Raw genomic sequence first — 25,536 nt, 5'->3', positions numbered from 1 at the left:
CGCTCACTGAGGAGCGTGTCACGACGAACGCTGAGCACAGCGTCCGGGGCCCGAAACCCGCCAGCACCACCGCACAGGCACCACACCACTCGATCACACCCGAGGCCACCCATGCGCCGTCTGCTTCGTCCTGCCCCCGCGTCCGCCGTCATCGCGACCGCCGCTCTCGTCTTCGCCGGCCTCGCCGTGGCGTCACCGGCCCTCGCCGACTCGGCGCCGGTGTCGCCGACCGATCCGACGACGCCGACCACCGTCACCGCCGACGTGCTCGCGACGCCTCAGATCAACGGCGTCGTCTGGACGCAGGTCATCTCGGGCAGCACGGTCTTCGTCGGCGGCAACTTCACGAACGCCCGACCCGCCGGCTCCGCGGCGGGAGTCAACACGGTGAGCAGGAACTACCTGCTGTCGTACGACATCACGACCGGGGTCCTGGGCACCGGCTTCGCGCCCTCCGCCAACGGCCAGGTCAAGTCGGTCATCGCCTCCGCCGACGGCAAGTACGTCTACGTGGGCGGATCGTTCACCAGCATCAACGGCGTGACGCGCAACCGCATCGCCAAGCTCGACGCCGCGACCGGGGCCGTCGTCACGGCGTTCAACCCGAACGCCGCGTACACGGTGAACGCGCTCGCGCTCTCGGGCAACACCCTCTACCTCGGCGGCGGCTTCACCGCCGTCGGCGGCCAGACCCGCTCCGACCTCGCCGCCGTGGACGCCACGACCGGTGCCGTGAAGTCGTGGGCGCCGTCGGCATCCGGCGGCCAGGTCACCGGGCTCGCCGTCTCGCCCGACGGCGGCAAGGTCGTCGTCGGCGGCGCGTTCACGACGCTCAACGGCTCCAGCAACCCCGGCTACGGGCTCGGCGCCGTCGACGCCGTCAGCGGCTCCCTCCTGCCCTGGGCCGTCAACTCGGTCGTCCGCGACGGCGGCACCCAGTCCGGCATCACCAGCATCACGTCCGACGCCGACGGCGTGTACGGCAGCGGCTACGTCTTCGGAGCCGGCGGCAACGTCGAGGGAGCCTTCCGCACCGACTGGAACGGCAACCTCATCTGGCTTGAGGACTGCCACGGCGACACCTACTCGGTCGCTCCGACCGACAATGCCGTGTACGTGGCCAGCCACGAGCACTTCTGCGGCGACCTCGGCGGCTTCCCGCAGAACAACCCCTCGTCGACGTGGGTCTTCCACCGCGGCACCGCCTTCAGCAAGGCCGCCACGCAGACCCTCGCTGCCAACCCGATCGGCGGCTACGCCAACTTCGCCGGCAAGCCCGCCCCGTCGCTCCTGAACTGGAACCCCGACCTCGTCGCCGGCTCGTTCACGGGCCAGACGCAGGCGGCCTGGAGCGTCGCGGCGAACAGCAGGTACGTGCTCTACGGCGGTGAGTTCCCCACGGTCAACGGCGTCGCCCAGCAGGGGCTCGTGCGGTTCGCCGTTCCGTCGATCGCTCCGAACAAGGCCGGCCCGCTGGCCACCGGATCGAGCTTCACGCCGAACCTCATCTCGACGGCGCCCGGCAAGGTCAAGGCCTCGTGGCTCGCGAACTCCGACCGCGACAACGGCACGCTGACCTACAGCCTCTACCGCGACGGCGGAGCCACCCCGGTCTTCACGACGACGCAGTACTCGACGACGTGGTCGAAGCCGCAGATGGGCTTCACCGACAACGGCCTCGCCGCCGGCTCGACGCACAGCTATCGCCTGCGCGCCACCGACCCCTTCGGCAACACGGTCCTCGGCGACAGCGTCTCCGTGACCGTCGCGTCGAGCTCGCCCACGGGGTACCAGGCCCGCGTGGTCTCTGACGGCGCTTCGAACTACTGGCGCTTCGACGAGTCGGGCGCGAAGGTCCGCGACTTCATCGGCTACTCCGACCAGGTGGCTCAGTCCGGCGTGACGAAGGGCACCGCCGGCGCGACGATCGACGGCGACACCGCGGCTGCGTTCGACGGCAGCTCCACCGGCTACTCGGCGACTCAGGCCAAGGTGGCCGCGCCGCAGACGTTCTCGCTCGAAGCCTGGTTCAAGACGACCAAGTCAGGCAGGATCGTGGGGTTCGGCGACCTCAACGTCGGCACGTCGCTCAACTACGACCGGCAGCTCTCCGTGAACTCGTCGGGCCAGCTGACCTTCGGCGTCTACGACGGAAGCAGCCGGACCATCTCGACGGGCGGGACCGTCACCGACGGCGCGTGGCATCAGGCCGTGGGCACCTTCGGCTCGGGGAGCATGGCGCTCTACGTCGACGGCGCCCTCGTCGGCACGAAGACCGGCATCGGCACCGCTCAGTCCTATGACGGCTTCTGGCGGGTGGGCGGCGACTCGACGTGGTCGGGGTCGCAGTTCCTCACAGGCTCCATCGACGACGTCTCGGTGTATCCGAGCGCGCTGACGGGCGCGCAGGTCTCGGCGCAGTACGCGGCCGCCAAGACCGGGGCCGGCGGAACCCCTGCCAACGTCTCGCCGACGGCGTCGTTCACGAGCACCTCGTCGGCTCTGACGACCTCGGTCAACGGGACCGGGTCGTCCGACCCCGACGGATCGATCGCATCCTTCGCCTGGACCTTCGGCGACGGCGGCACCGCGACCGGATCCTCGGCGTCGCACACGTACACCGCCGCCGGCACCTACACGGTCACCCTCAAGGTCACCGACAACCAGGGCGCCACAGGCACCACCTCGAAGAGCATCGCGGTGACTGCGCCGACCGGCGGCGGCACCCAGCCGATCGCCCAGGACACGTTCGCCCGGACGCTCACCGCCGGCTGGGGCACGGCTGACGTCGGTGGCGACTGGACGCGCGCCGGAACCAACTCCAACCTCTCCGTCGGCGGCGGAGCGGGCTCGATCCTGCTCACCGGACCCGGCCAGCAGATGGGCGTCTACCTCGGCTCCGTCGCGCAGACGAACGTCGACCTGACGACGCAGTTCTCACTCGACAAGGTCGCCACGGGCGGAGGCACCCAGGTGACGCTGCAGGGCCGCCGGATCGACTCGTCGACCGACTACCGCGCCACGATCGCGCTCAAGGCCGGCGGCGCGGCAACCGTCTCGCTGGTCGGCGCCGGGACGACGATCGCCGCGCCGGTGACGGTGCCCGGCACTCTCGCCGCCGGTACCGGGCTCAGCGCCCGCCTGCAGGTCACCGGCACCGCGCCGACGACCGTCCGGGCCAAGGTCTGGCTCACCGGCCAGGCCGAGCCGACGGCGTGGACGGTCTCGGCGACGAACTCGGCGGCCGGCCTGCAGGTCCCGGGAGCGGTGGGGATCGTCGCCTACGAGTCCGGCTCCGCGACCAACGGCGCCCAGACCCTGAAGTTCACGGCGTGGAAGGCCGCGACCCCCTAGTCGCGAGCCGCGCGACACTCCCCGATCGGGGCGACTCGACGGCCACGCCGCCCCGATCGGGGCGGGCGGCCGATCAGGACAGGGCGACGACGACCCGCTCGAGCGCCCGCCGCACGTCGGCGACGCGCTCCGGCAGGCGGATGCCGCTCTGCGCGATCGTCACGGCGCACCGCGAATCGCGAGGAACGCCGACGCGCAGCTCGAGGCGGTCCCCCGCGGCGAGCTCCCAGACGGCCTGGCAGCGCTCCGGCAGGCGGTGCACCTCGACGGGCTCCGACTTCGCGAACGCCGCCACGCGCACGAGCGCCTCATCGAGGAGGGCCACCTGGGCGCCGCGCACGCTGCGGCTCACGGACACGGCGAACGTCCCGTCATCCTGCTCGCCCGGAAGACGGATGCCGCGCTCGCGCTGATAGCGGACCGCGACCGACTCGGCGCCCCACTCCGGCGCCTCGTAGACGTCGACGAGCAGCGCCACGATCTGGTCGTGCGAGAGGCGGGTGGCGGCCTCGGCGTCGAGGATCTCGAACCACTCGGCGACGCCGCGCCCGCTCCGCGCCGCCAGCTTGGCGTCGCTGGTCGTGCCGGCGACGCCCTCGGCCCGCGCCGACTCGGCCGCACGATCCGCTCGGGGCGCGCCGGACTCACGGCGGCGCTTGGGAGACACGGCTACTCGCCCGCGTCGGCCAGCCGCACTCGGGCGATGGCCAGGAAGTCGTCGACGGTCAGCTCTTCGCCCCGGCCGGTCGCCGGGAGCCCAGCGCGCTCGATCGCGTCGGACGCCTCGGCCGACGACCCGAACACGACCGAGAGCGACTGACGCAGCATCTTGCGGCGCTGCTGGAACGCGGCGTCGACGAGCTCGAACGTGACCGCGCGCTCCGCCTCCGTGCCCTTCGGCTCGCGCCGGTCGTAGGCGACGAGGATGCTGTCGACGTTCGGCACCGGCCAGAACACCTGGCGGCTCACCTGCCCGGCGGTCGACCACGCTCCGTACCAGGCGGCCTTGATGCTGGGCGAGCCGTAGACCTTCGAACCGGGGGTCGCCGCGAGCCGCAGGCCGACCTCGGCCTGGACCATGACGAGCCCGCGCTCGAGTGAGGGGAAGTGCTCGAGGAAGTGCAGCAGCACCGGCACCGAGATGTTGTAGGGCAGGTTGGCCACGAGGTGGGTGGGCGGCGACGGGAGCTCCGTGACCTTCATGGCGTCGGCGACGACCACCGTCAGGTCGGCGTCGGGCTGGAGCAGCCGGACCGTCTCGGGGAGCTGCTCGGCGAGGCGCTTGTCGATCTCGACGGCCGTCACGACCGCCCCTGCCTCGAGCAGGCCGAGCGTCAGCGACCCGAGTCCCGGGCCGATCTCGACGACGGCCGCGCCGCTCGGCACCGTGGCCGCCTGGACGATTCGGCGCACGGTGTTGCCGTCGTGCACGAAGTTCTGGCCGAGCTTCTTGGTCGGCTGGATGCCGAGCAGGTCGGCGAGGTCGCGGATCTCCGCCGGCCCGAGGAGGGTGGACGCCACGTCAGGCCTCGATCGTGATGGGCTCGGACTCCCACGTGCCGTACACCAGCTCGGTGGTGGAGGTGATCTGGGCGGCGAGCAGCCCGACGTCGGTGCCGAGCGTCTCGGCCATCGAGCGGAGCGTGTGCGGTATCAGGTACGGCGAGTTGGGTCGGCCTCTGAATGGCGACGGGGTCAGGAACGGCGCATCGGTCTCGACCATGATCAGGTTGCGGGGCGCGGCCACCAGTGCGTCGCGCAGCGGCTGCGCGTTCTTGAACGTCACGGTCCCGGCGAACGACATGTACCAGCCGTTCTCGGTGCACACCGCGGCGAGCTCGGGCCCGCCCGAGAAGCAGTGGAACACGGTGCGCTCAGGGGCGCCGACGCGCTTGAGCGTCGCGACGACGTCGTCGTGCGCGTCGCGGTCGTGGATCTGCAGCGCGAGGCCGTGCTTCTTCGCGATCTCGATGTGCGCCTCGAACGACTCGATCTGGGCCGCCCGGCCCTGCTCGACGGGAATCCCACTCTCGCCGAGGCGGAACCAGTCGAGCCCGGTCTCGCCGACAGCCCGCACCCGCGGCCGACCCGCGAGCTCGTCGATGACGGCCAGGGCATCGTGCAGCTCGCCGCGAGCTGCCAGACGCGGCGCCTCGTTGGGGTGCAGGGCCACAGCGGCGAGCACACGCGGCTCCCGTGCGGCGATCTCCGCCGACCAGACGGAGGTCGCGACGTCGTTGCCGACCTGCACCACGCCGCGGATGCCGACGCTCGAAGCCCGGTCGAGGTGCTCGCGGTAGTCGAGCCCCTCTCCGTCTTCGATCTCGAGGTGCGTGTGGTTGTCGTACACCGGCACGGTCAGAGCCTGGGGCAGCGGCGGATAGGTCAGATCTCGCTTCTGGCCACCCGATTCGTCCGTCCGCCTCCGGATGAAGGTGCCGTCGTCGCTCACGCGGTCGCGACCTCAGGCTGCTCGATGCGCGGGAACAGCGTCGACGGCAGCGGCACGACGGCGGGCGCCGCCGACCACTCGGCCGCGCGGTCGATGTTCTGGCTCGTCAGCTCGCCCTGGCCGATGGACTCCCAGAGCTTGTGGGCGGCGTCCGGGATGAACGGGCTGAGCAGCACCGTCAGCGTGCCGAGACCTCGGAGGGCCGTGCCGAGCACGGTCGCCAGACGGTCGCGGGTCGCCTCGTCTTTGGCGAGGACCCAGGGCTCCTGCTCGGTGATGTAGCCGTTGAGCGCGTCGACGAGCTCCCAGACCGTGCTGACGGCCTCGTTGATGGCGAAGCGGTCGATCGCGGCATCGGCGCCGGCCGTGACGCGGAGCTCGGTCTCGCGGATGGCGAGGTCGGCCTCGGTGAGGTCGCCGATCACCGGCACGGTGCCGTCGAAGTAGCGCGTGATCATCGCGATGATGCGCGATGCCAGGTTGCCGAAGCCGTTGGCGAGCTCGGCCTGGTAGCGGGCCGAGATGTCTTCCCACGAGAAGTTGCCGTCCTGGCCGAAGGTGATGGCGCGCATGAAGTAGTAGCGGAACGCGTCGACGCCGAACGTCTCGGTGATCTGCTGCGGTGCGATGCCGGTCAGCTTCGACTTCGACATCTTCTCGCCGCCGACGAGCAGCCAGCCGTGGCCGAAGACGTGCTTCGGCACGGGTAGTCCGGCCGCCATGAGCATGGCGGGCCAGATGACGGCGTGGAAGCGCGCGATGTCTTTGCCGACGATGTGGGTCGCGGGCCAGCGCCGGTCGAAGTTCTCGTCGTCGACGCCGTAGCCCACGGCGGTGACGTAGTTGAGGAGGGCGTCGAACCAGACGTAGACGACGTGCTTGTCGTCCCACGGGACCTTGATGCCCCAGTCGAACGAGGCGCGCGAGATCGAGAGGTCGCGGAGGCCCTGCTTGACGAACTGGACGATCTCGTTGCGCACGCTCTCGGGCTGGATGAAGTCGGGCTGCGACTCGTACAGGTCGAGGAGCGGCTGCTCGAAGTCGCTCATGCGGAAGAAGTAGTTGCTCTCCTTGAGCAGCTCGACGGGCTTCGAGTGGATCGCGCAGACCTGCTGCCCCTCGAACGGACCGGTGCCGTCGACGAGGTCGGACGCCTGCTTGTACTCTTCGCAGCCCACGCAGTAGAAGCCCTCGAACTCGCCCTGGTAGATGAGGCCGTCGTCGTAGAGCTTCTGCAGGAAGAGCTGCACGCCGGTCTCGTGGCGCGCGTCGGTGGTGCGGATGAAGTCGTCGTTGCGGATGTTGACCGTCTCGAGCAGCGGGATCCACGACTCCTCGACGAGCTTGTCGGCCCACTCCTTGGGAGTGACGTCGTGGCTGGTGGCCGTACGCAGGATCTTCTGCCCGTGCTCGTCGGTGCCCGTGAGCAGCCAGGTGTCGTCGCCGCGCTGGCGGTGCCAGCGTGCGAGCACGTCGGAGGCCACCTCCGTGTAGGCGTGACCGATGTGCGGGACATCGTTGACGTAGAAGATGGGAGTGGTGATGTAGAAGGACTCGCCGGCGGGCATGTCGTCCATCCTAAAGCGCCCGCTCCCCCTGTGGCGCCCGCCCGTGGTGTCGGCGGGTGCTGGTCGGCTCGGGCGGGGCGCCGGAGACCCGCCCTACCCGACGAGCTCCCGCCCATCCGACTGTCCACAGGGTGCGCACTCTCCACAGATGCTCGAGGCGCAGGATTCGCGCGCGGTACGCCGACCACGATTGCGGGCATGGAGCCCATCCCCCTTCGCACGAGCGCGAACCTCGCGGGCGCCGGCGTCGCCCGCTGGCAGCAGTCGCGAGCCGTCGACCGCGCTCACCTTCACCGCGTCCGCCGCGGCGTCTACGCCGATGGCGCCGCCTGGGCCGCGCGACCAGCCCGTGACCGATTCGCTGCGCTCGCCCGGGCGACCGCTCTCAACCGCCGGAAGCCCCTCGTCTTCAGCCACGTGACGGCCGCGGTCCTGCTCGGGCTTCCGCTCGTGGGCCCGCTGCCTTCGCGCGTCGACGTGCTGATGGTCGGTGCGTCAGGAGGCCGCTCCGATCCGGGGCTGCTCGCTCACCGGCGGGCGGTCGCGCCCGATCTGGCAGACGCCGACGGCCTCGTCGTCACGTCTGTCGCGCAGACGCTCGTGGACGTCGCTGCGACATCCCGTCTCGGTCGATCGCTGCCGATGCTCGACGAGGCGATCCGCCGGGAGTGGGTGACAGCAGCCGACCTGATCGCCCTCCTCGAAGACGGCCCGCCGATCCGGGCCCACGCCCGTGTGCGTCGCGCGATCGAATGGGCGGACGGCCGAGCGGCGAACGCCGGCGAGTCCCTGAGCCGGGCCGTGATCCTCGAGGCAGGTCTTGCGGCGCCCGATCTGCAGCGCGAATTCCAATTGCCCGACGGCACCAACGCATTCGTCGACTTCTACTGGGAGGAGGTCGACCTCATCGGCGAGTTCGACGGCTTCCTCAAGTACGCGCGCGCCGACGGATCAGGCGATGCCGACGCCGTGTGGAAGGAGAAGCGTCGCGAAGACGGGGCGGGTGTCCCGCTTGCCTAGCGTGAACCGGCTCGTTCGCTTCGGCGGGGTCTGGTCGCAATGGGCGCCTCCCCGGAGACCCGCCGGTTCCGACGAACTCCCGCCGAACCGAGCACGAGGCCAGCGCGGGGCGCGGGGCGCGCACGGTCAGCGCGCGGCGAGCGCGCCCTCGTACAGGTCGCGCTTCGACAGCCCGGTGGCGCTGGCCACGTCGGCGGCGGCGTCCTTGAGCCGATCGCCCGACGCGACGGCGGCGAGCACGAGCGCGACGCCGGCGGCCAGGTCGACCTCGGTCTCTTCGGCACCCTCCGCGACGACGCAGATCTCGCCGCGCACCCCGTCGGCGGCCCAGGCGGCGAGCTCGGCGGCCGTGCCGCGCTTGACCTCCTCGTGCAGCTTCGTGAGCTCGCGGCAGACCACGACGCGGCGCTCGGCCCCGAACTCCGCGGCCAGATCGACGAGCGAATCGGCGAGCCGGTGCGGCGACTCGAAGAAGACCATCGTGCGGCGCTCCGTGGAGATCGATCGCAGGAACTTCCTCCGGTCACCCCCCTTGCGCGGCAGAAAGCCCTCGAACGTGAACCGGTCCGTCGGCAGTCCCGACACGGCGAGCGCCGTCAGCACCGCGCTCGGCCCCGGGATCGCCGTCACGGTGACCCCGGCCGCCGACGCCGCCTCGACGAGCGGGAACCCGGGGTCGCTGATCGCGGGCATGCCGGCGTCGGTGAGTACCAGCACGTCGCCGGCGCGCGCGAGCTCGACGACCTCGTGCGCCTTCTCGCGCTCGTTGTGCTCGTGCAGGGCGATGAGGCGGGGCCGGTTCTCGACGCCGAGGGCGCGCATGAGGTGGATCGCGGTGCGGGTGTCTTCGGCGGCGATGACCTCGGCGTTCTCGAGCGCCTGCACGAGGCGCGTGGAGGCGTCGCCGAGGTTGCCGATGGGTGTTGCCGCGAGAACGATCACCTGCCCATTCTCCATGGCTCGGCCATTTAGACTGCCCGGATGACCGATCGGCCCGTGAACGACTTCGACGAGCTCGTCGGTCACGCGACGGCTCCGGTCGAGGCGCCGGCGCGCGCGCCGCAGCACTCTCCGGTGCGGGTGGCCCGGCTCGCGCCCCTGGATGCGTGGTGGGGTCGCGTGCTCGCGACGCCCGCGCGGCAGCGGGCCTGGCGGTGGGGCGGGCCGTTCCTCGTCACGCTGGTCGCCGCGTTCCTGCGCCTGTGGCATCTCGGCCACCCCGACTCGCTGGTGTTCGACGAGACCTACTACGTCAAGGACGCCTGGACCCTCCACAACCTCGGCTACGAGGCATCATGGCCGGGCGACGTCGACGCCAAGTTCGCGGCCGGTCAGACCGACGTCTTCTTGCGGTCGGCGGAGTTCATCGCGCACCCGCCGCTCGGCAAGTGGATCATCTCGCTGGGCATGGCCGTCACGGGGCCGGACAACCCGGCGGGCTGGCGCCTCAGCACGGCGGTGGTCGGCATTATCGCGGTGCTTCTCGTCACGCTGATCACGACCCACCTGCTCAAGTCGACGGTGCTCGGCGTGCTGGCCGGCTTCTTCATGGCGATCGACGGCCAGGCCATCGTTCTGTCGCGGGTGTCGCTGCTCGACAACTTCGTGATGTTCTTCGCGCTGCTGGCGTTCGGCGCGATCCTGCTCGACCGGCATCGAACGCAGCGGCGGCTCGACGCGTGGGTCGCGAAGCGGGACTCGCAGGGGCGCGATCTCGCGTGGGGCCCGGCGCTCTGGAACCGGCCGTGGCTGGTCGTCGCGGGGCTGATGCTCGGAGCCGCGACGGGCGTGAAGTGGAACGGCGCGTTCTTCCTCGCCATCTTCGCCGTCTACACGATCGCCGTCGACATGGCCGCCCGCCGACGCATCGGCGTCGAGTTCTGGGGCACGGGCACCATCTTCCGGCAGGGTCCGGTGTCGTTCCTGCTGATGGTGCCGATCGCCGCCGCCACGTACATCGCGAGCTGGACCGGCTGGTTCGTCACGAAGGGCGGCTACTACCGCACCTGGGTGGAGGACGGAGGCGATCGCTGGAAGGGCGCGCTCGCGTGGGTGCCCGACGTCGTGCAGAACTTCTGGCACTACCAGGCCGGCATCTACGCGTTCAACGTCGGGCTCTCGACGCCGCACCCGTACCAGGCGAACCCGCTGCTGTGGCTGCTGATGCAGCGCCCGACGAGCATGTACTACCTGGGGCTCTCGGCCGGCCAGGACGGCTGCGCGTCGGACCGCTGCGGCCAGGCGATCACCGGCATCGCGAACCCTCTCATCTGGTACGCCGCCGTCGCCGCGTGCCTCTACCTCTGCTACCGCCTGGTGCGCTACCGCGAGTGGCACGTCGGGGCGATCCTGATCGGGGTGGGCGCGGGCTTCCTGCCGTGGCTGATGTACCTCGACCGGACGGTCTTCCAGTTCTACACGATCGCCTTCGAGCCCTACCTGATCATGGGGCTGGCCGCCGCGCTCGGGGTGATCCTCGGCCGGCGGACCGACGATATCGACCGGCGACTCAGCGGCATCCGGGTCGTGGGGATCGTGGTGATCCTGTCGATCGTGCTCAGCGTCTTCTACTACCCGATGTGGACCGCGATCCAGGAGAACTGGTCGTTCATCTCACTGCACTACTGGATCCCGAGCTGGAAGTAGCGAGGTCGGCCGCAAGAGCCGCAGCCGTGGTGACGGGGAGGGCGCACACGAAGTCGCGGCAGAGGTACGCGGTCTCGTCGGCACCCGGCCGCGCGTCACGGCTCTCGAACAGGTCGAACCCGGCGGCGGCCCACCTGGCGGACTGCGCGGGAGTGACGACACCGACGACGCGGCCCGGGCGGCGAGCGGCGCGCGCGACGGCCGCGACCTCGCCGGGGGCGTCCGCCACGACGACGAGCTGCTCGGCAGGCGCTGCGAGAGCTGCCGCGACCGAGAGCGACGCACCGAACGCGGCCGGATTCTGCACCGCCTGCGCGGCGATCGACCCGATCGCTCGAGCGGCAGCCTCGCGCAGCCGCGGTGAGTGCGACAGCTGAGACAGGGTCAGGGCCGCCGACGCCGCGGCGCTGAGGCCCGACGGGTAGGCGCCCTCCGACGGATCGGCCCGCAGCCCGAGCCCCTGGGCCGCCAGCACGGGGTCGCCCTCCCCGGGAGCCGCGAACACCCGGTCGTCGTCGACCAGGCACGCCTCGACGAGGTCGCGCCCCGCCACCGCGTACGACTCCTGGCCCGACGCCAGCGCGAGCCGCAGCAGCCCGTCGGCGAGCATCCCGTAGTCCTCCAGGGTCGCCACGGCGTCAGACGCACCCCGCTCGGTCGCGATCCGGCGGAGCGTCCCGTCATCCTGCTGGTGCGTCCGCAGCACGCGGTCGGCGGCTCGCCTCGCCAGCTCGACCCAGTCCGTCCGCCCGTGCAGAGCCCCCGCCTCGGCGAGCGCGCCGATCGCGAGACCGTTCCAGCCGGCGAGCACCTTCTCGTCGACCTTCGGGGCCACCTCCTTCGCTCGCTCAGCCGCCGACAGCGCGTAGTAGCCGCCCTCCCCCAGCGGGCTCTCGCTGTCCTGGGCCGAGCCGAAGCCGCCCTCCTCCCTTTGGAGCACGGCGCGCAGGAACTCGGCGACTCCCGCCGCCGTTGCCACGTCGCCGAGCCGCGAGTACGCGTCGAGCAGCAGCGCGTTGTCGTAGAGCATCCGCTCGTAGTGGGGCTCGTGCCAGTCGTGCCGCACCGCGTACCGGAAGAAGCCGCCCTCGACGGCGTCTCGGAGCGGCGACGCCGCCATCGCCCCGAGGGTCCGCGACACGAGGGCGCCTGCCTCGGCGCTGCCCCCGGCGGCGAGATCGAGCAGCAGCAGCTGCACCGGGGCGATGGGGAACTTCGGAGCACGCCCGAACCCCCCGCTGACGGGGTCCTCGGCGGCGGCCAGCTGCGCCACGACCCGGTCGAGGTCGGCGGGGGTGGGTGGAGTTCCTGCACCCTGGGGCGCTGAAGCGGCTCGGAGCGCGGCGGCGATGTCGGCCGCATTCCGGTCGACCTCGTCGCGGCGGTCGGTCCAGGCGTCGAGCACAGCGTCGAGCACCTGCCGGAACGACGGGTGCCCCTGCACCGGGACAGGCGGGTAGTAGGTGCCCGCGTAGAAGGCGCGGCCGGTCGGCGTCACGAAGACCGTGAGCGGCCAGCCGAGGCTCTCGGTGAAAGCGCCGGCGGCCGCGAGGTAGGCCGCGTCGACGTCGGGGTGCTCCTCGCGGTCGACCTTGACCGCGACGAAGCGCTCGTTCACGAACGCCGCGACGACCTCGTCGGAGAAGGTCTCGCGCGCCATGACGTGGCACCAGTGGCAGGTCGAGTACCCGATCGAGACCAGCACCGGAACATCGCGCCGCGCTGCCTCGTCGAACGCGTCGGCACCCCACTCGCGCCAGTCGACGGGGTTGTCGGCGTGGCTGCGGAGGTATGGGCTGATGGCGTTCGCGAGGCGGTTCGGCACGCGCTCACGCTACGCGCGTCGGCGCGCTCAGGCGTCGACTGTCGTTACCTCCACCTCGCGGTACGGCTCGCCGACGTACTCGCTCAGCGGCCGGATCAGCGCGTTGGCCGACCGCTGCTCGACGACGTGGGCCGTCCAGCCGGCGATGCGCGCTGCCACGAACAGCGGCGTGAACACCGGGGTGTCGAAGCCGAGCAGGTGGTACGCGAGCCCCGAGGGGTAGTCGACGTTCGGCTTGAGGTTCTTCCGCTCGAGCACGCCGCGCTGCAGCGCCTCGTACAGCTCGCCGAGCCGGTCGCTCTCCGACCCCGGCCGCGCCTCGAGCAGGCGCCCGAGCGCCTCCTCCATCGTCGGAACGCGGCTGTCGCCGTTCTTGTAGACGCGGTGCCCGAACCCCATCAGCGTTCGCTTCTGCGCGAGGGCCTCGTCGAGCCAGGCGTCGACCCGGTCGGCATCGTGGATCTCGTCGAGCAGCGCCAGCGCCATCTCGTTCGCGCCGCCGTGCAGCGGCCCTCGCAGGGCTCCTACGGCCCCGACGAGAGCGCTGTGCAGGTCAGACAGGGTGGACGCGATCACCCGCGCCGTAAAGGTCGACGCGTTGAACGAGTGCTCCGCGTAGAGCGTCATCGACACGTCGAACGCATGCACGTCGGCCGGGTCGGGCTCCTCGCCGAACACCAGCCAGAGGAAGTTCGCCGAGTAGCCGAGGTCGTCGCGCGACTCGAGCGGCTCCTGGCCCCGACGCCGGCGCTGGTCGTACGCGATGACCGCCGGAGTCTGCGCCAGAACCCGCAGCGCCCGCTCGTACGTCTGGTCGGAAGTGGGCGACGCCGGCTCCGAGTCGTGGGCGCCGATCGCGCTGATGGCGGTGCGCAGCACGTCCATCGGGTGCGCCGACCGGGGCAGCGAGTCGACCGCCGCGCGCACGTGCGGGTCGAGCGCCCTGGCGCCTCGCTCCGAGCGCAGGAACTCGGCCCTCTCGCCGTCAGAGGGAAGCTCTCCGCGCCAGAGCAGCTGCACGACGTCCTCGAACGGGACGTGCCCCGCGAGCTGCTGGACGGGGTAGCCGCGGTACAGCAGGGAGTTCGAGGCGGCGTCGACCTTCGAGACGGTGGTCTCGTCGACGACGACTCCGTTGAGTCCCTTGTGGATCTCGGTGTCGGACATGATCACTCCTTCGTGACGGTGAACGTGAAGACCTGATCGTCGAACTGCGAGTAGCCCTCGTAGTCGATCAGGTCGTAGAGGTCGGCTCGGTGCTGCATGCGGTGCAGGAGCGACTCCTGCGTGCCCGCCGCCGCGATCTCGGCGAGTCCGCGGTCGGCCTCGCCCATCGCCAGGCGCAGCAGGGTCACCGGGTAGATGACGATCTTGACGCCGGCACCCTCGAGCTCGTCGGCGGTGTGCAGGCGGCCCTTGCCGAACTCGGTCATGTTGGCGAGGATCGGCACGTCGAGCGCGTCGGCCATCGCCTCGAACTCGGCGAGGCCGTCCAGCGCCTCCGGGAAGACCGCGTCGGCGCCCGCGTCGACCAGCGCCTTCGCGCGGTCGACCGCCGCCGCCATCCCGTCGACCGACCGGACGTCGGTCCGGGCCATGATGAGGAGGTTCGGGTCGCGCCGCGCATCGACTGCCGCCCGGATCCGCTTCACCGCGGTCTCGGTATCGACGACGCTCTTGCCGTCGAGGTGTCCGCAGCGCTTCGGATTGACCTGGTCCTCGATATGGAGGCCGGCGACCCCGGCGTCCTCGATCGCCTGCACCGATCGGGCGACGTTCATCGGCTCGCCGAAGCCGGTGTCGGCGTCGACCAGCGCGGGCAGGTCGGTCATGCGGGCGATCTGCCCGGCCCGGGTCGCGACCTCGGTCAGGGTGGTGAGGCCGATGTCGGGCAGGCCCAGGTCGGCGCTGATCACGGCTCCCGAGACGTAGACCCCGTCGAACCCGTGACGCTGGATCAGGCGGGCGCTGAGCGGATTGAAGGCACCCGGCAGCCGGAGGAGGCCCGGACCGTCGAGAGCGCGCCTGAGGCCGAGCCGTTTGTCGGCCGCGGCGACGGTGGAGTACAGCACTAGAGCAACCCTTCGGTCGGGGCGACCTGCGCCAGGTGCGCGGGCGGGGGCGTGACGCTGAGCCCGGACAGGTCGTCGGCGCTCAGCTCGGGGAGCCGCTGGGCCAGGTCGAGGAACGCGTCGACCGTCGCCGGCTCGAGCACCCCGTCGGCCAGCGACCGGAACTTCGCGACGTAGTCCGCCCTCCCGAAGGGGCGGGCCCCGAGCGGGTGGGCGTCCGCGACGGCGATCTCGTCGACGACGGTCTCGGAGTTCCTGAGCCGGATCTCGATTCGCCCGCCGAACGCCTGCTCGGCCGGATCGAGGGAGTGGTAGCGGCGGGTCCACTCGGGATCCTCGACGGTCGAGATGGAGCGCCAGAGCCTCACCGTGTCAGGGCGGCCGGCGCGCTCCGGGAGGTAGCTGCGCTCGTGGTGCCACTCGCCGTCCTGGAGCGCGACGGCCACGATGTAAGGGATCGAGTGGTCGAGCGTCTCGCGGCTGGCGGTCGGGTCGTACTTCTGCGGGTCGTTCGCTCCCGAGCCGATCACCCGGTGCGTGTGGTGGCTCGTGTGCAGGACGATGCTCTCGACGGCGTCCGGATCGCGGAGCTCGGGGCGCTCGCGGCCGAGCCGCCGGGCGAGGTCGATCCAGGCCTGCGCCTGGTACTCGGCCGAGTGCTCCTTCGTGAACGTGTCGAGGATCGCCCGCTTCGGCTCGCCGGGCAGCGGCAGCGGAACGGAGTACGACGCCTCCGGGCCGTCGAGCAGCGTGGCGATGACTCCGTCTTCACCCTCGTAGATCGGCGACGGGCTGGTCTGGCCGCGCATCGCCCGGTCGATCGCCTCGACGGCCTGCTTGCCGGCGAACGCGGGCGCGTACGCCTTCCACGTCGAGATCAGGCCCTTACGCGACTGCCGGGTGGCGGTGGTCGTGTGGAGCGCCTGCCCGATCGCCTGGTAGATCACCTCGGGATCGAGCGAGAGCAGCGTGCCGATGCCCGCCGCGGCGCTCGGACCCAGGTGGGCGACGTGGTCGATCGTGTGCCGATGCAGGCTGATAGCCCGCGCCAGGTCGACCTGGATCTCGTAGCCCGTGGCGATGCCGCGGATCAGCTCGGCGCCCGAGCGGCCGGCGTGCTGGGCCACCGCGAGGATCGGCGGGATGTTGTCGCCCGGGTGCGAGTACTCCGCCGCCAGGAACGTGTCGTGGAAGTCGAGCTCGCGCACGGCGACTCCGTTGGCCCACGCCGCCCACTCCGGAGTGAACCGGAGGTGCTGCGCCGTGCCGAACACGGTCGAGCCGCGGTGCCGGTCGCCCCGGCGTCCGTCGATCGGGTGCGCCTCGGCCTGCGAGCGAGCGGCGGCGACCGGGGCGCGCCGCAGGGATGCGGTCGCGACGGCGGCGTTGTCGATGATCCGGTTGATCACCATCTCGGTGACGTCGTCGTCGACCGGCACCGGGTCGGCCGCCACCCGGGCGAGGTGCCAGGCGAGCTCCTCCTCCCGGGGCAGGCCGTCGCCGCTCGCGTGGACCCGGACCTCGACGGCTTCCGTCATGCGTGCTGCGGGGCGAACCGCGTGACCAGCTCGCGCTTGAGGACCTTGCCGCTCGGGCCGAGCGGCAGGGCGTCGAGGACGTGGACGATGCGCGGGTACTTGTAGGCCGCGATCTCGTCCGAGACGAAGGCGACGAGCTCCTCGGGCGTCGCGGTGCTTCCCGGCCGCAGCACGACAGCGGCCTCGATCTCCTGGCCGTGGGTCTCGTGCGGCACGCCGAACACCGCCGCCATGGTGACGTCGGGGTGCGCCGCCAGCACCTCCTCCACCTGACGCGGGTACACGTTGTAGCCGTTGCGGATGATCATGTCCTTAGTGCGGTCGACGATCGTGAGGTAGCCGTCGTCGTCCTTCGTGCCCAGGTCGCCCGTGCGGAACCAGCCGTCGACGATCGCCTTCGCGGTGTCCTCCGGGCGGTTCAGGTATCCGTTCATGATGTTGTGGCCGCGGATGACGATCTCGCCGATCGAGCCGTTCGGCATGAGAACGATGGAGTCCTCGACCGCCGAGTCGGCGATCTCGACGTCGACGCCCCAGATGGCCGTGCCGATCGTTCCCGGCCGGGGCGGCACCCCGACGTGGTTGAAGGTCGCCACCGGCGACGTCTCGGTCAGGCCGTAGCCCTCGAGGATGTCGGCACCGTAGACGTCGCGGAACCGGTCGATGATCGCCACCGGCAACGCTGCGCCGCCGGAGATCGCGTATTTGAGCTTCGGCCGAGCCTCGGTGCGCGTCGCGGCGTCGAGCAGCGCCATGTACATCGTCGGGACGCCCATGAAGATGTCGCAGCCCTCGTCGACCATGACCTTCAGCGCCGTGTCGCCGTCGAACTTCGGGACCATCACGACCGTCGCTCCCGCGCGGAATGCCACGTTCATCGTGCACGTCTGCCCGAACGTGTGGAACAGCGGGAGCGCCCCCAGCAGGCGGTCGCCCGTCGTGATCTTGAACGTGCTCAGCAGCAGCGTGCTCGTCTGCTCCAGAAGAGCGAAGTGCGACCCCTCGGCGCCCTTCGGCTTGCCCGTCGTGCCGCTCGTGTAGAGGATCGTCGCGGTGTCGAACGGGTCGCGCGGCACGTAGGTGTCGATCGGCTCGGCCGCCTCCGCGAGCGCCTCCAGCCGGTCGAACCCGGTCTGCAGGTCGGCAGGCGCCAGGACCGTCACGACGTCCACTCCGGCCAGGCCGGCGCCCGGCCCGCCCTCGCCGAGCAGCGGAGCCGCGCACACGAGCATCGTCGAGCCGCTGTCGCGCAGGACGTACTCGATCTCGTGCTGCTTCAGGAGCGCGTGGATGGGAACGGCGACCGCTCCGAGCGACAGGACCGCGTAGTAGACCCGCGGGAAGTCGGCGACGTTGGGCACCAGCATGGCCACCTTGTCGCCTTCCCCGACTCCCTTGGCCCGGAGCGCTCCGGCATAGGCCCTCGTCTGGGCCCACAGCTCGGCGTACGTCGTCTTCTGCGGACCGACCGTGACGGCCACCGCGTCGGCATACCGGTCGGCGGACTCCTTCAGGATGGCGGCGACGGATGCGCTGGCGCGGGTGATGGGAGCGGCGGCCTGATCATGGTGCTGAGTACTCATCGGTGGTCCTCTTCGTCTTCGTTGACGACTCGGGTTCGAGCGGTGAGGGAATCATACGTCCGAGCCCCGCCGCAGACCACAGGTGTACTTCAGCCTCGCCCGCCGCCCACCCGCTCGCCCGCCCGCACCGCCGACCGCTCTGTCGGTCAGCACCGCGTGATTCGCTCGGACCGGGACCTCAGGGGGTGGAGTCGACGTGGCTCTGGCGCGCCCGGCGGGCCGCGGCGGTGGCCGCATCGACGTGAGGCGCCAGCCACGGCCACGCGAACCAGACGCCGACGGCGACCGTGGCGAGGGTGCTCACGCGGCTGAAGAGGTACAGCGGCGTCGCGACGACCTGCAGTCCGTCGACCGCGAGCGCGGACAGCACGCCTGCGAAGGCCACGATCACGACGTCGAGGACGACGTGCAGGAGCCCGAGCGCAGCCAGGACGCCGATGCCGACGACCGGATACCGCGTCGAACGGGCGTCCCGCACGAGCAGGACCGCGGCGATGACCAGCAGCACCAGCGGCAGGTAGATCGTGTAGCCCGGCCCCGGAAACACGATGCCCCATGAGTACGGCAGTGCCGAGACCAGATACAGCAGCAGGGCGAATCCGGCAGAGACCACGACGAGGTACTGCACGGCGATCGACGATCCCAGCACGCCGGGCCGACGCGCGTGGCCGCCGACGGCAGGGATGCCGAGAGCGAGGGCCACGAGGCCGCCGGCCAGCAGGAGGGCGGCGAGCAGGTGCAGCACGACCGCCGGCGGACCGAGCGTCGGAGTCAGCTGGAGGAGGGCCGACAGGGCGATCGCGCCTCCCCCGAGACCCGCGGTGATGTGGTCGACGTCGGTGTCGCGCAGCTTGATGCTCATCCATCGAGAATGCCATGCATTTCACATTCCCGGAAGTCCCCGTCGCCTCCGGGACGCCAGCAGCCGACGTAGAATGAGAGGCTCATGATCCCCGCCATCACCTTCCCCCCGGAGCTGCCCGTCTCGCAGCGCCGCGACGACATCGCCGCGGCCATCCGCGACAACCAGGTCGTCATCGTGGCGGGCGCCACCGGCTCGGGCAAGACGACGCAGCTTCCGAAGATCTGCCTCGAGCTCGGGCGCGAGATGATCGGCCACACCCAGCCCCGCCGCATCGCCGCCCGCACGGTCGCCGAGCGGATCGCCGACGAGCTCGGCGTCGAGATGGGCGGCCTCGTCGGCTACCAGGTGCGATTCACCGACCATGTGAGCGACGACACGCGCGTCAAGCTGATGACCGACGGCATCCTGCTCAACGAGATCCACTTCGACCGCGACCTGACGAAGTACGACACGATCATCATCGACGAGGCGCACGAGCGCAGCCTCACCATCGACTTCCTGATCGGCTACCTCAAGCAGCTCCTGCCGCGGCGCCCGGAGCTCAAGCTCATCATCACGAGCGCGACGATCGACCCCGAGTCGTTCTCGAAGCACTTCGACGGCGCCCCGATCATCGAGGTCTCGGGCCGCACGTTCCCGGTCGAGGTCCGCTACCGCCCGCTGGTCGCCGACGACGCGGGTGCGAACGACCAAGGCGAGGACGACGACTTCGTCGCCGATGGCCTTCTCGACGACCGGGACGCTGTGCCCATGACGCCTCGACCGCCTGGCGGCGATCGAGACGTGCTCCAAGGCATCAACGACGCCCTCGACGAGCTGGCGCGCGAGTCGTCCGGCGACGTGCTCGTCTTCTTATCGGGCGAGAACGAGATCCGCGACGCCGATGAGTCGATCCGCGGCCGCAACCTCCCGCACACCGAGGTGCTTCCCCTCTACGGCCGCCTGAGCGCCGCCGACCAGCACCGGGTGTTCGAGACGAGCCGCACGCCGGGCACCCGCAGAAGGATCGTCCTGGCCACCAACGTCGCCGAGACCAGCCTCACGGTCCCCGGCATCCGCTACGTCATCGACGCCGGCACGGCGCGCATCAGCCGCTACTCGACGCGGGCCAAGGTGCAGCGCTTGCCGATCGAGGCCATCTCGCAGGCGAGCGCCAACCAGCGCTCGGGCCGCTCCGGCCGCACCAGCGACGGCATCGCGATCCGCCTCTACAGCGAGGACGACTTCGCCAAGCGTCCTGAATTCACCGAGCCCGAGATCCTGCGCACGAATCTGGCGGCCGTGATCCTCCAGATGATCTCGCTCGGACTGGGCGACATCGCCGGCTTCCCGTTCTTGCAGCCGCCCGACTCGCGCGGCATCAAAGACGGCCTCGACCTGCTCCGCGAGCTGAGCGCGGTGAACGAAAAGGGCGACATCACCCGCATCGGCCGCCAGATCACGCGGCTGCCGATCGACCCGCGGCTCGCCCGCATGGTGCTCGAGTCGAAGCAGCACGCGACGACCCGCGAGGTCATGGCCATCGTCGCCGCGCTCAGCATCCAGGACCCGCGAGAGCGCCCCCTCGAGCGCCGCGCGCAGGCCGATCAGCAGCATGCGCGGTTCGCCGACCCGAGCGGCGACTTCCTGACCTTCCTGAACCTCTGGAACTACCTCGAGGAGAAGCAGAAGGAGCTCGGCTCGAGCGCCTTCCGCCGCCTGTGCAAGGCGGAGTACCTCAACTACCTGCGGATCCGCGAGTGGCAGGACGTCTACCGGCAGCTGGTCCGCGCATCGAAGACGCTGGGGCTGCACGTCGGCGAGCCGAGCGCCAACCCCGACGGCGTGCACAAGTCGCTGCTCGCGGGCCTGCTCAGCCAGATCGGCCTGAAGGACCTGCAGAAGAAAGACTATGTGGGCGCTCGCCAGTCGCGCTTCGTGATCTTCCCGGGGTCGGCGCTTGCGAAGAAGCAGCCGAATGCGATCATGAGCGCCGAGCTCGTCGAGACCAGCCGCCTCTTCGCTCGCGTCAACGGCTCGATCGATCCGGCGTGGGCGGCCCCGATCGCCGGCGATCTCGTCAAGCGCAGCCACTCCGAGCCGCACTGGGAGAAGAAGCAGGGCGCCGTCGTCGCGTTCGAGCGCGTCACTCTCTACGGCGTGCCGATCATCCCGAGGCAGCGGGTCCAGTTCAACAGGATCGACCCGGTCTACGCTCGCGAGCTCTTCATCCGGCACGCCCTGGTCGAGGGCGACTGGGAGTCGCATCAGCGCTTCCAAGACGCGAACGACGCCCTCATCGACGAGCTGACCGAGCTCGAGGAGCGCACGCGCCGTCGCGACGTGCTCGTCGACGGCGACGCGGCGTTCGAGTTCTACCACCGCCGGGTGCCGGCCGACGTGTCGACGACGCGCGGCTTCGAGGGCTGGTGGCGCAAGGCCCGCGCCGAGACGCCCGAACTCCTGACGATGAAGGCCGAGGACCTCCTCGGCGACGAGGAGGCCGAGGTCGACGAGACCGCCTATCCGTCGATCTGGCAGCAGGGCGACCAGCAGCTCACCCTCCGCTACCGCTTCGAGCCGGGCTCGCACGACGACGGGGTGACCGTGCTCGTGCCGCTGCCCCTGCTCGCGACCCTCTCGCCCGCCGGGTTCGACTGGCAGGTGCCCGCCTTCCGCGACGAGCTCGTGACGGCGCTCATCAAGTCGCTGCCGAAGCAGATCCGCAAGAACGTCGTGCCAGCCGCCGACTGGGCGGCGAAGATCACCGCCGAGCTCCCCGCGACCCCCGCGCAGGAACTCCCCGATCCGTTCACGACCACCGTCGCGTCGGTGATCAAGCGCCTCACGTACGCGCCGATCACGGGCGACGACTTCGATGTCTCTCGCCTCCCAGCGCACCTCCGCATGACCTTCGCCGTGGTCGACGAGCGGGGGCGCGTGGTCGGCATCGACAAAGACCTCGGCGCCCTGCAGACGTCGCTCGCCGCCGACACCCGCCGCAGCGTGGCACGCGCCACCGAGACGCCGCGCGCCCAGACGACGATTCAGCGCGACGGCATCGCGAAGTGGGACTTCGACGACCTCCCCGCCTCCGTCGACACCCGGCACGGCGAGACGACGATCCGCGCCTATCCCGCCCTCGTCGACGACGGCACCAGCGTGTCCATCCAGCTCATGGCGACGGCGGCCGACCAGGCCCTCGCGACCCCGAAGGGCGTGCGGCGACTCCTGATGCTCGGCACGCCGTCGCCGGTCGCGTACGTGCAGCAACACCTGACCAGCCCCGAGAAGCTGATCCTCGCGACCAGTCCGTACCAGAACACGGCGGCGCTCTTCGCGGACTGCCTGACGGCGGTCGTCGACGACGTTCTGTTCCGCGTGAAGCCCGACGGCATGGTGCTGACGAAGAAGGAGTTCGAGACGGTCCGCGACCGCGTCTCGGCCGCCGTCATGGACAGCATGTTCCAGACGGTGTCGCTCGTCGCCCGCACGCTGACGGCGGCGCGTGACGCAGACAAGGCGCTGAAGCAGGCGACCAACATGTCGCTGCTTCCCGCCCTGACCGACGCGCGCGAGCAGCGCGAGCGCCTGATCTACCCGGGCTTCGTGTCACGCACCGGCCTGGCGCAGATGCAGCGCGTACCCGTGTACCTCGTCGGCATCCAGCGCCGCATCGTCAAGCTCCTCGAGAATCCGGCGCGCGACCGCGCCTGGATGGTCGAGGTGCAGCAGGCGACGCAGCGCTACGTCGACGCCGGCGGCGCGTTCCCGCCGGCGATCGGTGCCGCCGCGCCGCTCGTCCGCGCCCGGTGGATGCTCGAGGAGTTCCGCCTCTCGCTCTTCGCGCAAGATCTGCGCCCGAGCGAGTCGGTCTCGCTGCAGCGCATCGCGAAGGTGCTCGCGACGGCCTAGCCCGGCCCCCGCCGGCGCGCCGGCGCGCGCCGCCCCGCGCCGCCCCGCGCCGGCCCGCGCCGGCCCGCGCCGGTGAGGAGTCGCTCGTTGTCCGCCCGCGGCCAATGGCGAGCAAGCAGCGACCCCTCACCCGACGAGCCGCGTCGGCGTAGGTACAAGCACCCCCGCGAGCCGGCGACACCCGCCGCGCTACTGTGAGGCGATGCGCGCAACCGTCCGAGACGTGGCGACCCTGGCCGGGGTGAGCCCGAAGACCGTCTCCAACGTGATCAACGGCGTCGTCTTCGTGCGCCCCGAGACGCGCGAACGGGTCGAGCTCGCGGTCGCCGAGCTCCAGTACGTTCCGAACCTCAGCGCGCGAGGTCTCCGGAACGGGCGAACGGGCGCGATCGCCCTCGCCTTCCCCGACCTCAGCATGGAGTACAGCGCCGAGATGCTCGACCAGTTCGTCGAGGTGGCCCACGAGCAGGGCTGGTCGGTGCAGCTCGAGCAGACCGGCAAGCGGCCCGAGCGCGAGCGGGAGCTCCTGTCGCGGGGTCGCGAGCACCTGATCGACGGCCTGGTGCTGAACCCGGTCAACCTGGAGTCGAGCGCGATCGTCGGCACCGACGACCTGCCTCCCGTGGTGCTGATCGGCGAGGTCGAGCAGGATCTCGTCGACCGGGTCGCCGTCGACAGTGTGGCCGCGGCACGCGACATGACCGCTCACCTGCTCTCGCTCGGCCACCTCCGGATCGCCGTGGTCGGAGCCGACGGACCCGATTTCGACACCGCCTCGGCTCGCGCCCGGACCCGCGGCTACCGGGAGGCTCTCGCCGAGGCGGGCGTTCCGCACGACCCCGCTCTCGAGCTCGTCGCCGACGACTGGGTACCGGGTGTCGCCGAAGCGGCGATCGTGCGGGCCCTCGATGCGGGCCTCGAGATGGACGCCGTGTTCTGCTTCACCGACTCGATGGCCAACGGCGTGCTGAGCGCTCTATTCGAACGCCGGATCCGGGTTCCCGAGCAGATCGCCGTCGCCGGGTTCGACGACGTGCACAGCGGCCGGTACGCATCCCCGCCGCTGACGACGGTGTCCTTCGACAAGCGGGCCTTCGCCGAGACCACGCTGTCGCTTCTCTCCGATCGCATCGCCGACCGCGCTCTCGCGCCCCGTCGGATCTACATTCCGCATCAGATCGTGATCCGCGCATCGACCGTTTCGGCGTGAAGACGCGCAGACTTCCGTCAAGAAGGTCTTGACGCCGCGTTACAACGATGTAATAGTCATCTTCTACGAAGCCCGGCCACCCGACCGCGGCATCGTGCAATCACTTGCACTGTCACACCGACGAGGAGGTCGAAATGGCGACAGCGAACGCATTTTCACGACGAGCATTCCTGGGCGGCGCACTCGCTGCCGCAGGCACGGTCGCACTGGCAGGCTGCGCGACCAGCCCCATCGGCGCCGGCCTGGTCGGCAGCCCGCTCAACCCCGACCAGCTGATCTTCTGGAACCTGTTCGGCGGCGGTGACGGCAGCCGCATGCAGACCATGGAGGCCGGCTACGAGAAGCAGCACGGCGGCTCCGGCGCGCTCCAGGCCACGGTCTTCGCCTGGGGCAACCCGTACTACTCGAAGCTGACGCTGGCCACCGTCGGCAACAAGCCGCCGGACGTCGCGGTCGCGCACCTCACCCGCGCGAAGCCGCTGTGGGACGGCGGAATCCTCGACCCGATCACCGACGCCGACCTCGCGTCGGTCGGCCTGTCGTCGACCGACTTCAACCAGGCCTCGTGGGACGCCCAGAAGACCGACGGCAAGAACATCGCCATCCCCCTCGACACGCACCCGCTCGTGATGTTCTTCAACTCCGACGTCGTCGGCAAAGCGGGCCTCCTCGACTCCGACGGCAAGCTGAAAGACCTCACCGGGCTCGACGCCTTCGAGTCGGCCCTCGCCGCCATCGCCAAGGTCACCGGCGGAACAGCGATCACGGTCGGAAACGTCAACGAGAACGCCACCCCGTGGCGCGTCTTCACGACGCTATACCACCAGATCAACGGCGTCTCGCCCTTCCTCTCGGACAACGGCGCGAAGATCTCGGTCGACGAGGACGCCTTCGTCAAGGTCCTCACGAAGATCCAGGAGTGGGTCAAGAAGGGCTGGCTGAACAAGGGCCTCGACTACGCCGGAGCCCAGACGCAGATGTTCACCGGGAAGGCCGGCTTCTACCTCGAGGGCGAGTGGGAGATCACCACCGCGCAGTCGATCAAGGGCCTGAAGTTCGGCATGGTGCCGATCCCGAACCTGTTCGACAAGCCGGCCGCGCAGGCCGACTCTCACACGTTCGTGCTGCCCCGCAAAGACCGGACGCCCGAGCAGCGCAAGCAGGCGATGACCTTCATCAAGTCGATGCTGGACCAGAGCCAGACCTGGGCGATGGGCGGCCACGTTCCTGCGTACCTCCCCACCCTCGACAGCTCGGCGTACAAGGCGCTCGAGCCGCAGGCCGACTACGCGTCGGCTGCCGGCTACGCGATCTACGACGATCCGGCCTGGTACGGCGGCTCGGGCTCGACCTTCGAGAACACGGTCGGCGCGCAGCTGGGCCTCGTGCAGCAGCTCGCCGTCTCGCCGCAGGGCGCGCTCTCGGCCATCAAGGGCCAGCTCAAGGTCTACACGAACACCCCCAGCCCGCTCTGATCCCCCTCTCTCTTCCCGACCCTGGAGGTACAAC

The 25,536-nt window shown here is 70.6% G+C and carries 17 protein-coding genes; 6 read left to right on the top strand and 11 right to left on the bottom strand.

The window, feature by feature from the left end:
* Positions 1 to 111: 111 nt before the first annotated feature.
* A complete protein-coding gene (locus AC3CBB_RS00940; protein ID WP_488625641.1) occupies positions 112 to 3,354 on the top strand; it encodes a LamG-like jellyroll fold domain-containing protein in 3,243 nt (1,080 codons plus the stop codon).
* A 73-nt stretch (positions 3,355 to 3,427) separates the two neighbouring features.
* Here AC3CBB_RS00940 and AC3CBB_RS00935 read toward each other — a convergent pair whose 3' ends face one another.
* Genes AC3CBB_RS00935 through metG form a run of 4 tightly spaced genes read right to left on the bottom strand, consistent with a single transcriptional unit; the run spans position 3,428 to position 7,374 of the window.
* The gene (locus AC3CBB_RS00935; RefSeq protein ID WP_123506314.1) at positions 3,428 to 4,021 is read right to left on the bottom strand and encodes a hypothetical protein; all 594 of its coding nucleotides are present in this window, start codon (positions 4,019 to 4,021) and stop codon (positions 3,428 to 3,430) included.
* 2 nt (positions 4,022 to 4,023) lie between these two features.
* Positions 4,024 to 4,875, bottom strand: coding sequence for a 16S rRNA (adenine(1518)-N(6)/adenine(1519)-N(6))-dimethyltransferase RsmA (gene rsmA / locus AC3CBB_RS00930; RefSeq protein WP_488625640.1), 852 nt, complete (start codon positions 4,873 to 4,875; stop codon positions 4,024 to 4,026).
* A gap of 1 nt (position 4,876) precedes the next feature.
* Positions 4,877 to 5,806, bottom strand: a complete 930-nt coding sequence (locus AC3CBB_RS00925) for a TatD family hydrolase (RefSeq protein WP_488625639.1) — start codon at positions 5,804 to 5,806, stop codon at positions 4,877 to 4,879.
* Positions 5,803 to 7,374, bottom strand: coding sequence for a methionine--tRNA ligase (gene metG, locus AC3CBB_RS00920; protein ID WP_488625638.1), 1,572 nt, complete (start codon positions 7,372 to 7,374; stop codon positions 5,803 to 5,805). The genes AC3CBB_RS00925 and metG overlap by 4 nt, the downstream gene beginning before the upstream one ends.
* A gap of 198 nt (positions 7,375 to 7,572) precedes the next feature.
* On the opposite strand from metG, the gene AC3CBB_RS00915 reads away from it, so the two are divergent.
* A complete protein-coding gene (locus tag AC3CBB_RS00915) occupies positions 7,573 to 8,394 on the top strand; it encodes a hypothetical protein (RefSeq protein WP_488625637.1) in 822 nt (273 codons plus the stop codon).
* A gap of 126 nt (positions 8,395 to 8,520) precedes the next feature.
* Here the strand turns inward: AC3CBB_RS00915 and rsmI are convergent, their stop codons facing one another.
* A complete protein-coding gene (gene rsmI, locus AC3CBB_RS00910; RefSeq protein WP_488625636.1) occupies positions 8,521 to 9,336 on the bottom strand; it encodes a 16S rRNA (cytidine(1402)-2'-O)-methyltransferase in 816 nt (271 codons plus the stop codon).
* 39 nt (positions 9,337 to 9,375) lie between these two features.
* On the opposite strand from rsmI, the gene AC3CBB_RS00905 reads away from it, so the two are divergent.
* Positions 9,376 to 11,040: a dolichyl-phosphate-mannose--protein mannosyltransferase gene (locus AC3CBB_RS00905; RefSeq protein WP_488625635.1), complete on the top strand. Its 1,665-nt coding sequence runs from the start codon at positions 9,376 to 9,378 to the stop codon at positions 11,038 to 11,040.
* On the opposite strand, the gene AC3CBB_RS00900 is transcribed toward AC3CBB_RS00905, so the two are convergent.
* The 6 genes from AC3CBB_RS00900 to AC3CBB_RS00875 form a co-directional block, all read right to left on the bottom strand.
* A complete protein-coding gene (locus tag AC3CBB_RS00900) occupies positions 11,003 to 12,865 on the bottom strand; it encodes a thioredoxin domain-containing protein (RefSeq protein WP_488625634.1) in 1,863 nt (620 codons plus the stop codon). The genes AC3CBB_RS00905 and AC3CBB_RS00900 overlap by 38 nt on opposite strands.
* Positions 12,866 to 12,892: 27 nt before the next feature.
* On the bottom strand, positions 12,893 to 14,032 hold the full coding sequence (locus AC3CBB_RS00895) for a bifunctional 2-methylcitrate synthase/citrate synthase (protein WP_488625633.1): 1,140 nt from the start codon (positions 14,030 to 14,032) through the stop codon (positions 12,893 to 12,895).
* A 2-nt stretch (positions 14,033 to 14,034) separates the two neighbouring features.
* A complete protein-coding gene (prpB, locus tag AC3CBB_RS00890) occupies positions 14,035 to 14,937 on the bottom strand; it encodes a methylisocitrate lyase (RefSeq protein WP_488625632.1) in 903 nt (300 codons plus the stop codon).
* A complete protein-coding gene (locus AC3CBB_RS00885; protein ID WP_488625631.1) occupies positions 14,937 to 16,475 on the bottom strand; it encodes an MmgE/PrpD family protein in 1,539 nt (512 codons plus the stop codon). The genes prpB and AC3CBB_RS00885 overlap by 1 nt, the downstream gene beginning before the upstream one ends.
* Positions 16,472 to 18,058, bottom strand: coding sequence for a long-chain-fatty-acid--CoA ligase (locus tag AC3CBB_RS00880; RefSeq protein ID WP_488625630.1), 1,587 nt, complete (start codon positions 18,056 to 18,058; stop codon positions 16,472 to 16,474). The genes AC3CBB_RS00885 and AC3CBB_RS00880 overlap by 4 nt, the downstream gene beginning before the upstream one ends.
* Before the next feature lie 178 nt (positions 18,059 to 18,236).
* The gene (locus tag AC3CBB_RS00875) at positions 18,237 to 18,920 is read right to left on the bottom strand and encodes a hypothetical protein (RefSeq protein ID WP_488625629.1); all 684 of its coding nucleotides are present in this window, start codon (positions 18,918 to 18,920) and stop codon (positions 18,237 to 18,239) included.
* An 84-nt stretch (positions 18,921 to 19,004) separates the two neighbouring features.
* On the opposite strand from AC3CBB_RS00875, the gene hrpA reads away from it, so the two are divergent.
* The 3 genes from hrpA (at position 19,005) to AC3CBB_RS00860 (ending at position 25,502) form a co-directional block, all read left to right on the top strand.
* Positions 19,005 to 22,817, top strand: coding sequence for an ATP-dependent RNA helicase HrpA (gene hrpA, locus AC3CBB_RS00870; RefSeq protein ID WP_488625628.1), 3,813 nt, complete (start codon positions 19,005 to 19,007; stop codon positions 22,815 to 22,817).
* Between the two features lie 202 nt (positions 22,818 to 23,019).
* Entirely contained in the window at positions 23,020 to 24,027 is a 1,008-nt protein-coding gene (locus AC3CBB_RS00865) for a LacI family DNA-binding transcriptional regulator (protein ID WP_488625627.1), read from the top strand.
* A gap of 134 nt (positions 24,028 to 24,161) precedes the next feature.
* Positions 24,162 to 25,502, top strand: a complete 1,341-nt coding sequence (locus AC3CBB_RS00860) for a type 2 periplasmic-binding domain-containing protein (RefSeq protein WP_488625626.1) — start codon at positions 24,162 to 24,164, stop codon at positions 25,500 to 25,502.
* Positions 25,503 to 25,536: the final 34 nt, after the last annotated feature.

Source organism: Frondihabitans sp. OV104 (genome assembly GCF_057787745.1).
The sequence above is the reverse complement of the archived record's forward strand: the minus strand, read 5'-3'. Positions and strand labels throughout refer to the sequence as shown.

Bases quoted from the DNA above. Each gene is read 5' to 3' on its own strand.
- AC3CBB_RS00895 (WP_488625633.1), bottom strand. From the start codon at position 14,032: ATGTCCGACACCGAGATCCACAAGGGACTCAACGGAGTCGTCGTCGAC.
- metG (WP_488625638.1), bottom strand. From the start codon at position 7,374: ATGCCCGCCGGCGAGTCCTTCTACATCACCACTCCCATCTTCTACGTC.
- AC3CBB_RS00915 (WP_488625637.1), top strand. From the start codon at position 7,573: ATGGAGCCCATCCCCCTTCGCACGAGCGCGAACCTCGCGGGCGCCGGC.
- AC3CBB_RS00885 (WP_488625631.1), bottom strand. From the start codon at position 16,475: ATGACGGAAGCCGTCGAGGTCCGGGTCCACGCGAGCGGCGACGGCCTG.
- hrpA (WP_488625628.1), top strand. From the start codon at position 19,005: ATGATCCCCGCCATCACCTTCCCCCCGGAGCTGCCCGTCTCGCAGCGC.
- AC3CBB_RS00860 (WP_488625626.1), top strand. From the start codon at position 24,162: ATGGCGACAGCGAACGCATTTTCACGACGAGCATTCCTGGGCGGCGCA.
- AC3CBB_RS00865 (WP_488625627.1), top strand. From the start codon at position 23,020: ATGCGCGCAACCGTCCGAGACGTGGCGACCCTGGCCGGGGTGAGCCCG.
- AC3CBB_RS00875 (WP_488625629.1), bottom strand. From the start codon at position 18,920: ATGAGCATCAAGCTGCGCGACACCGACGTCGACCACATCACCGCGGGT.
- AC3CBB_RS00905 (WP_488625635.1), top strand. From the start codon at position 9,376: ATGACCGATCGGCCCGTGAACGACTTCGACGAGCTCGTCGGTCACGCG.
- AC3CBB_RS00940 (WP_488625641.1), top strand. From the start codon at position 112: ATGCGCCGTCTGCTTCGTCCTGCCCCCGCGTCCGCCGTCATCGCGACC.
- AC3CBB_RS00880 (WP_488625630.1), bottom strand. From the start codon at position 18,058: ATGAGTACTCAGCACCATGATCAGGCCGCCGCTCCCATCACCCGCGCC.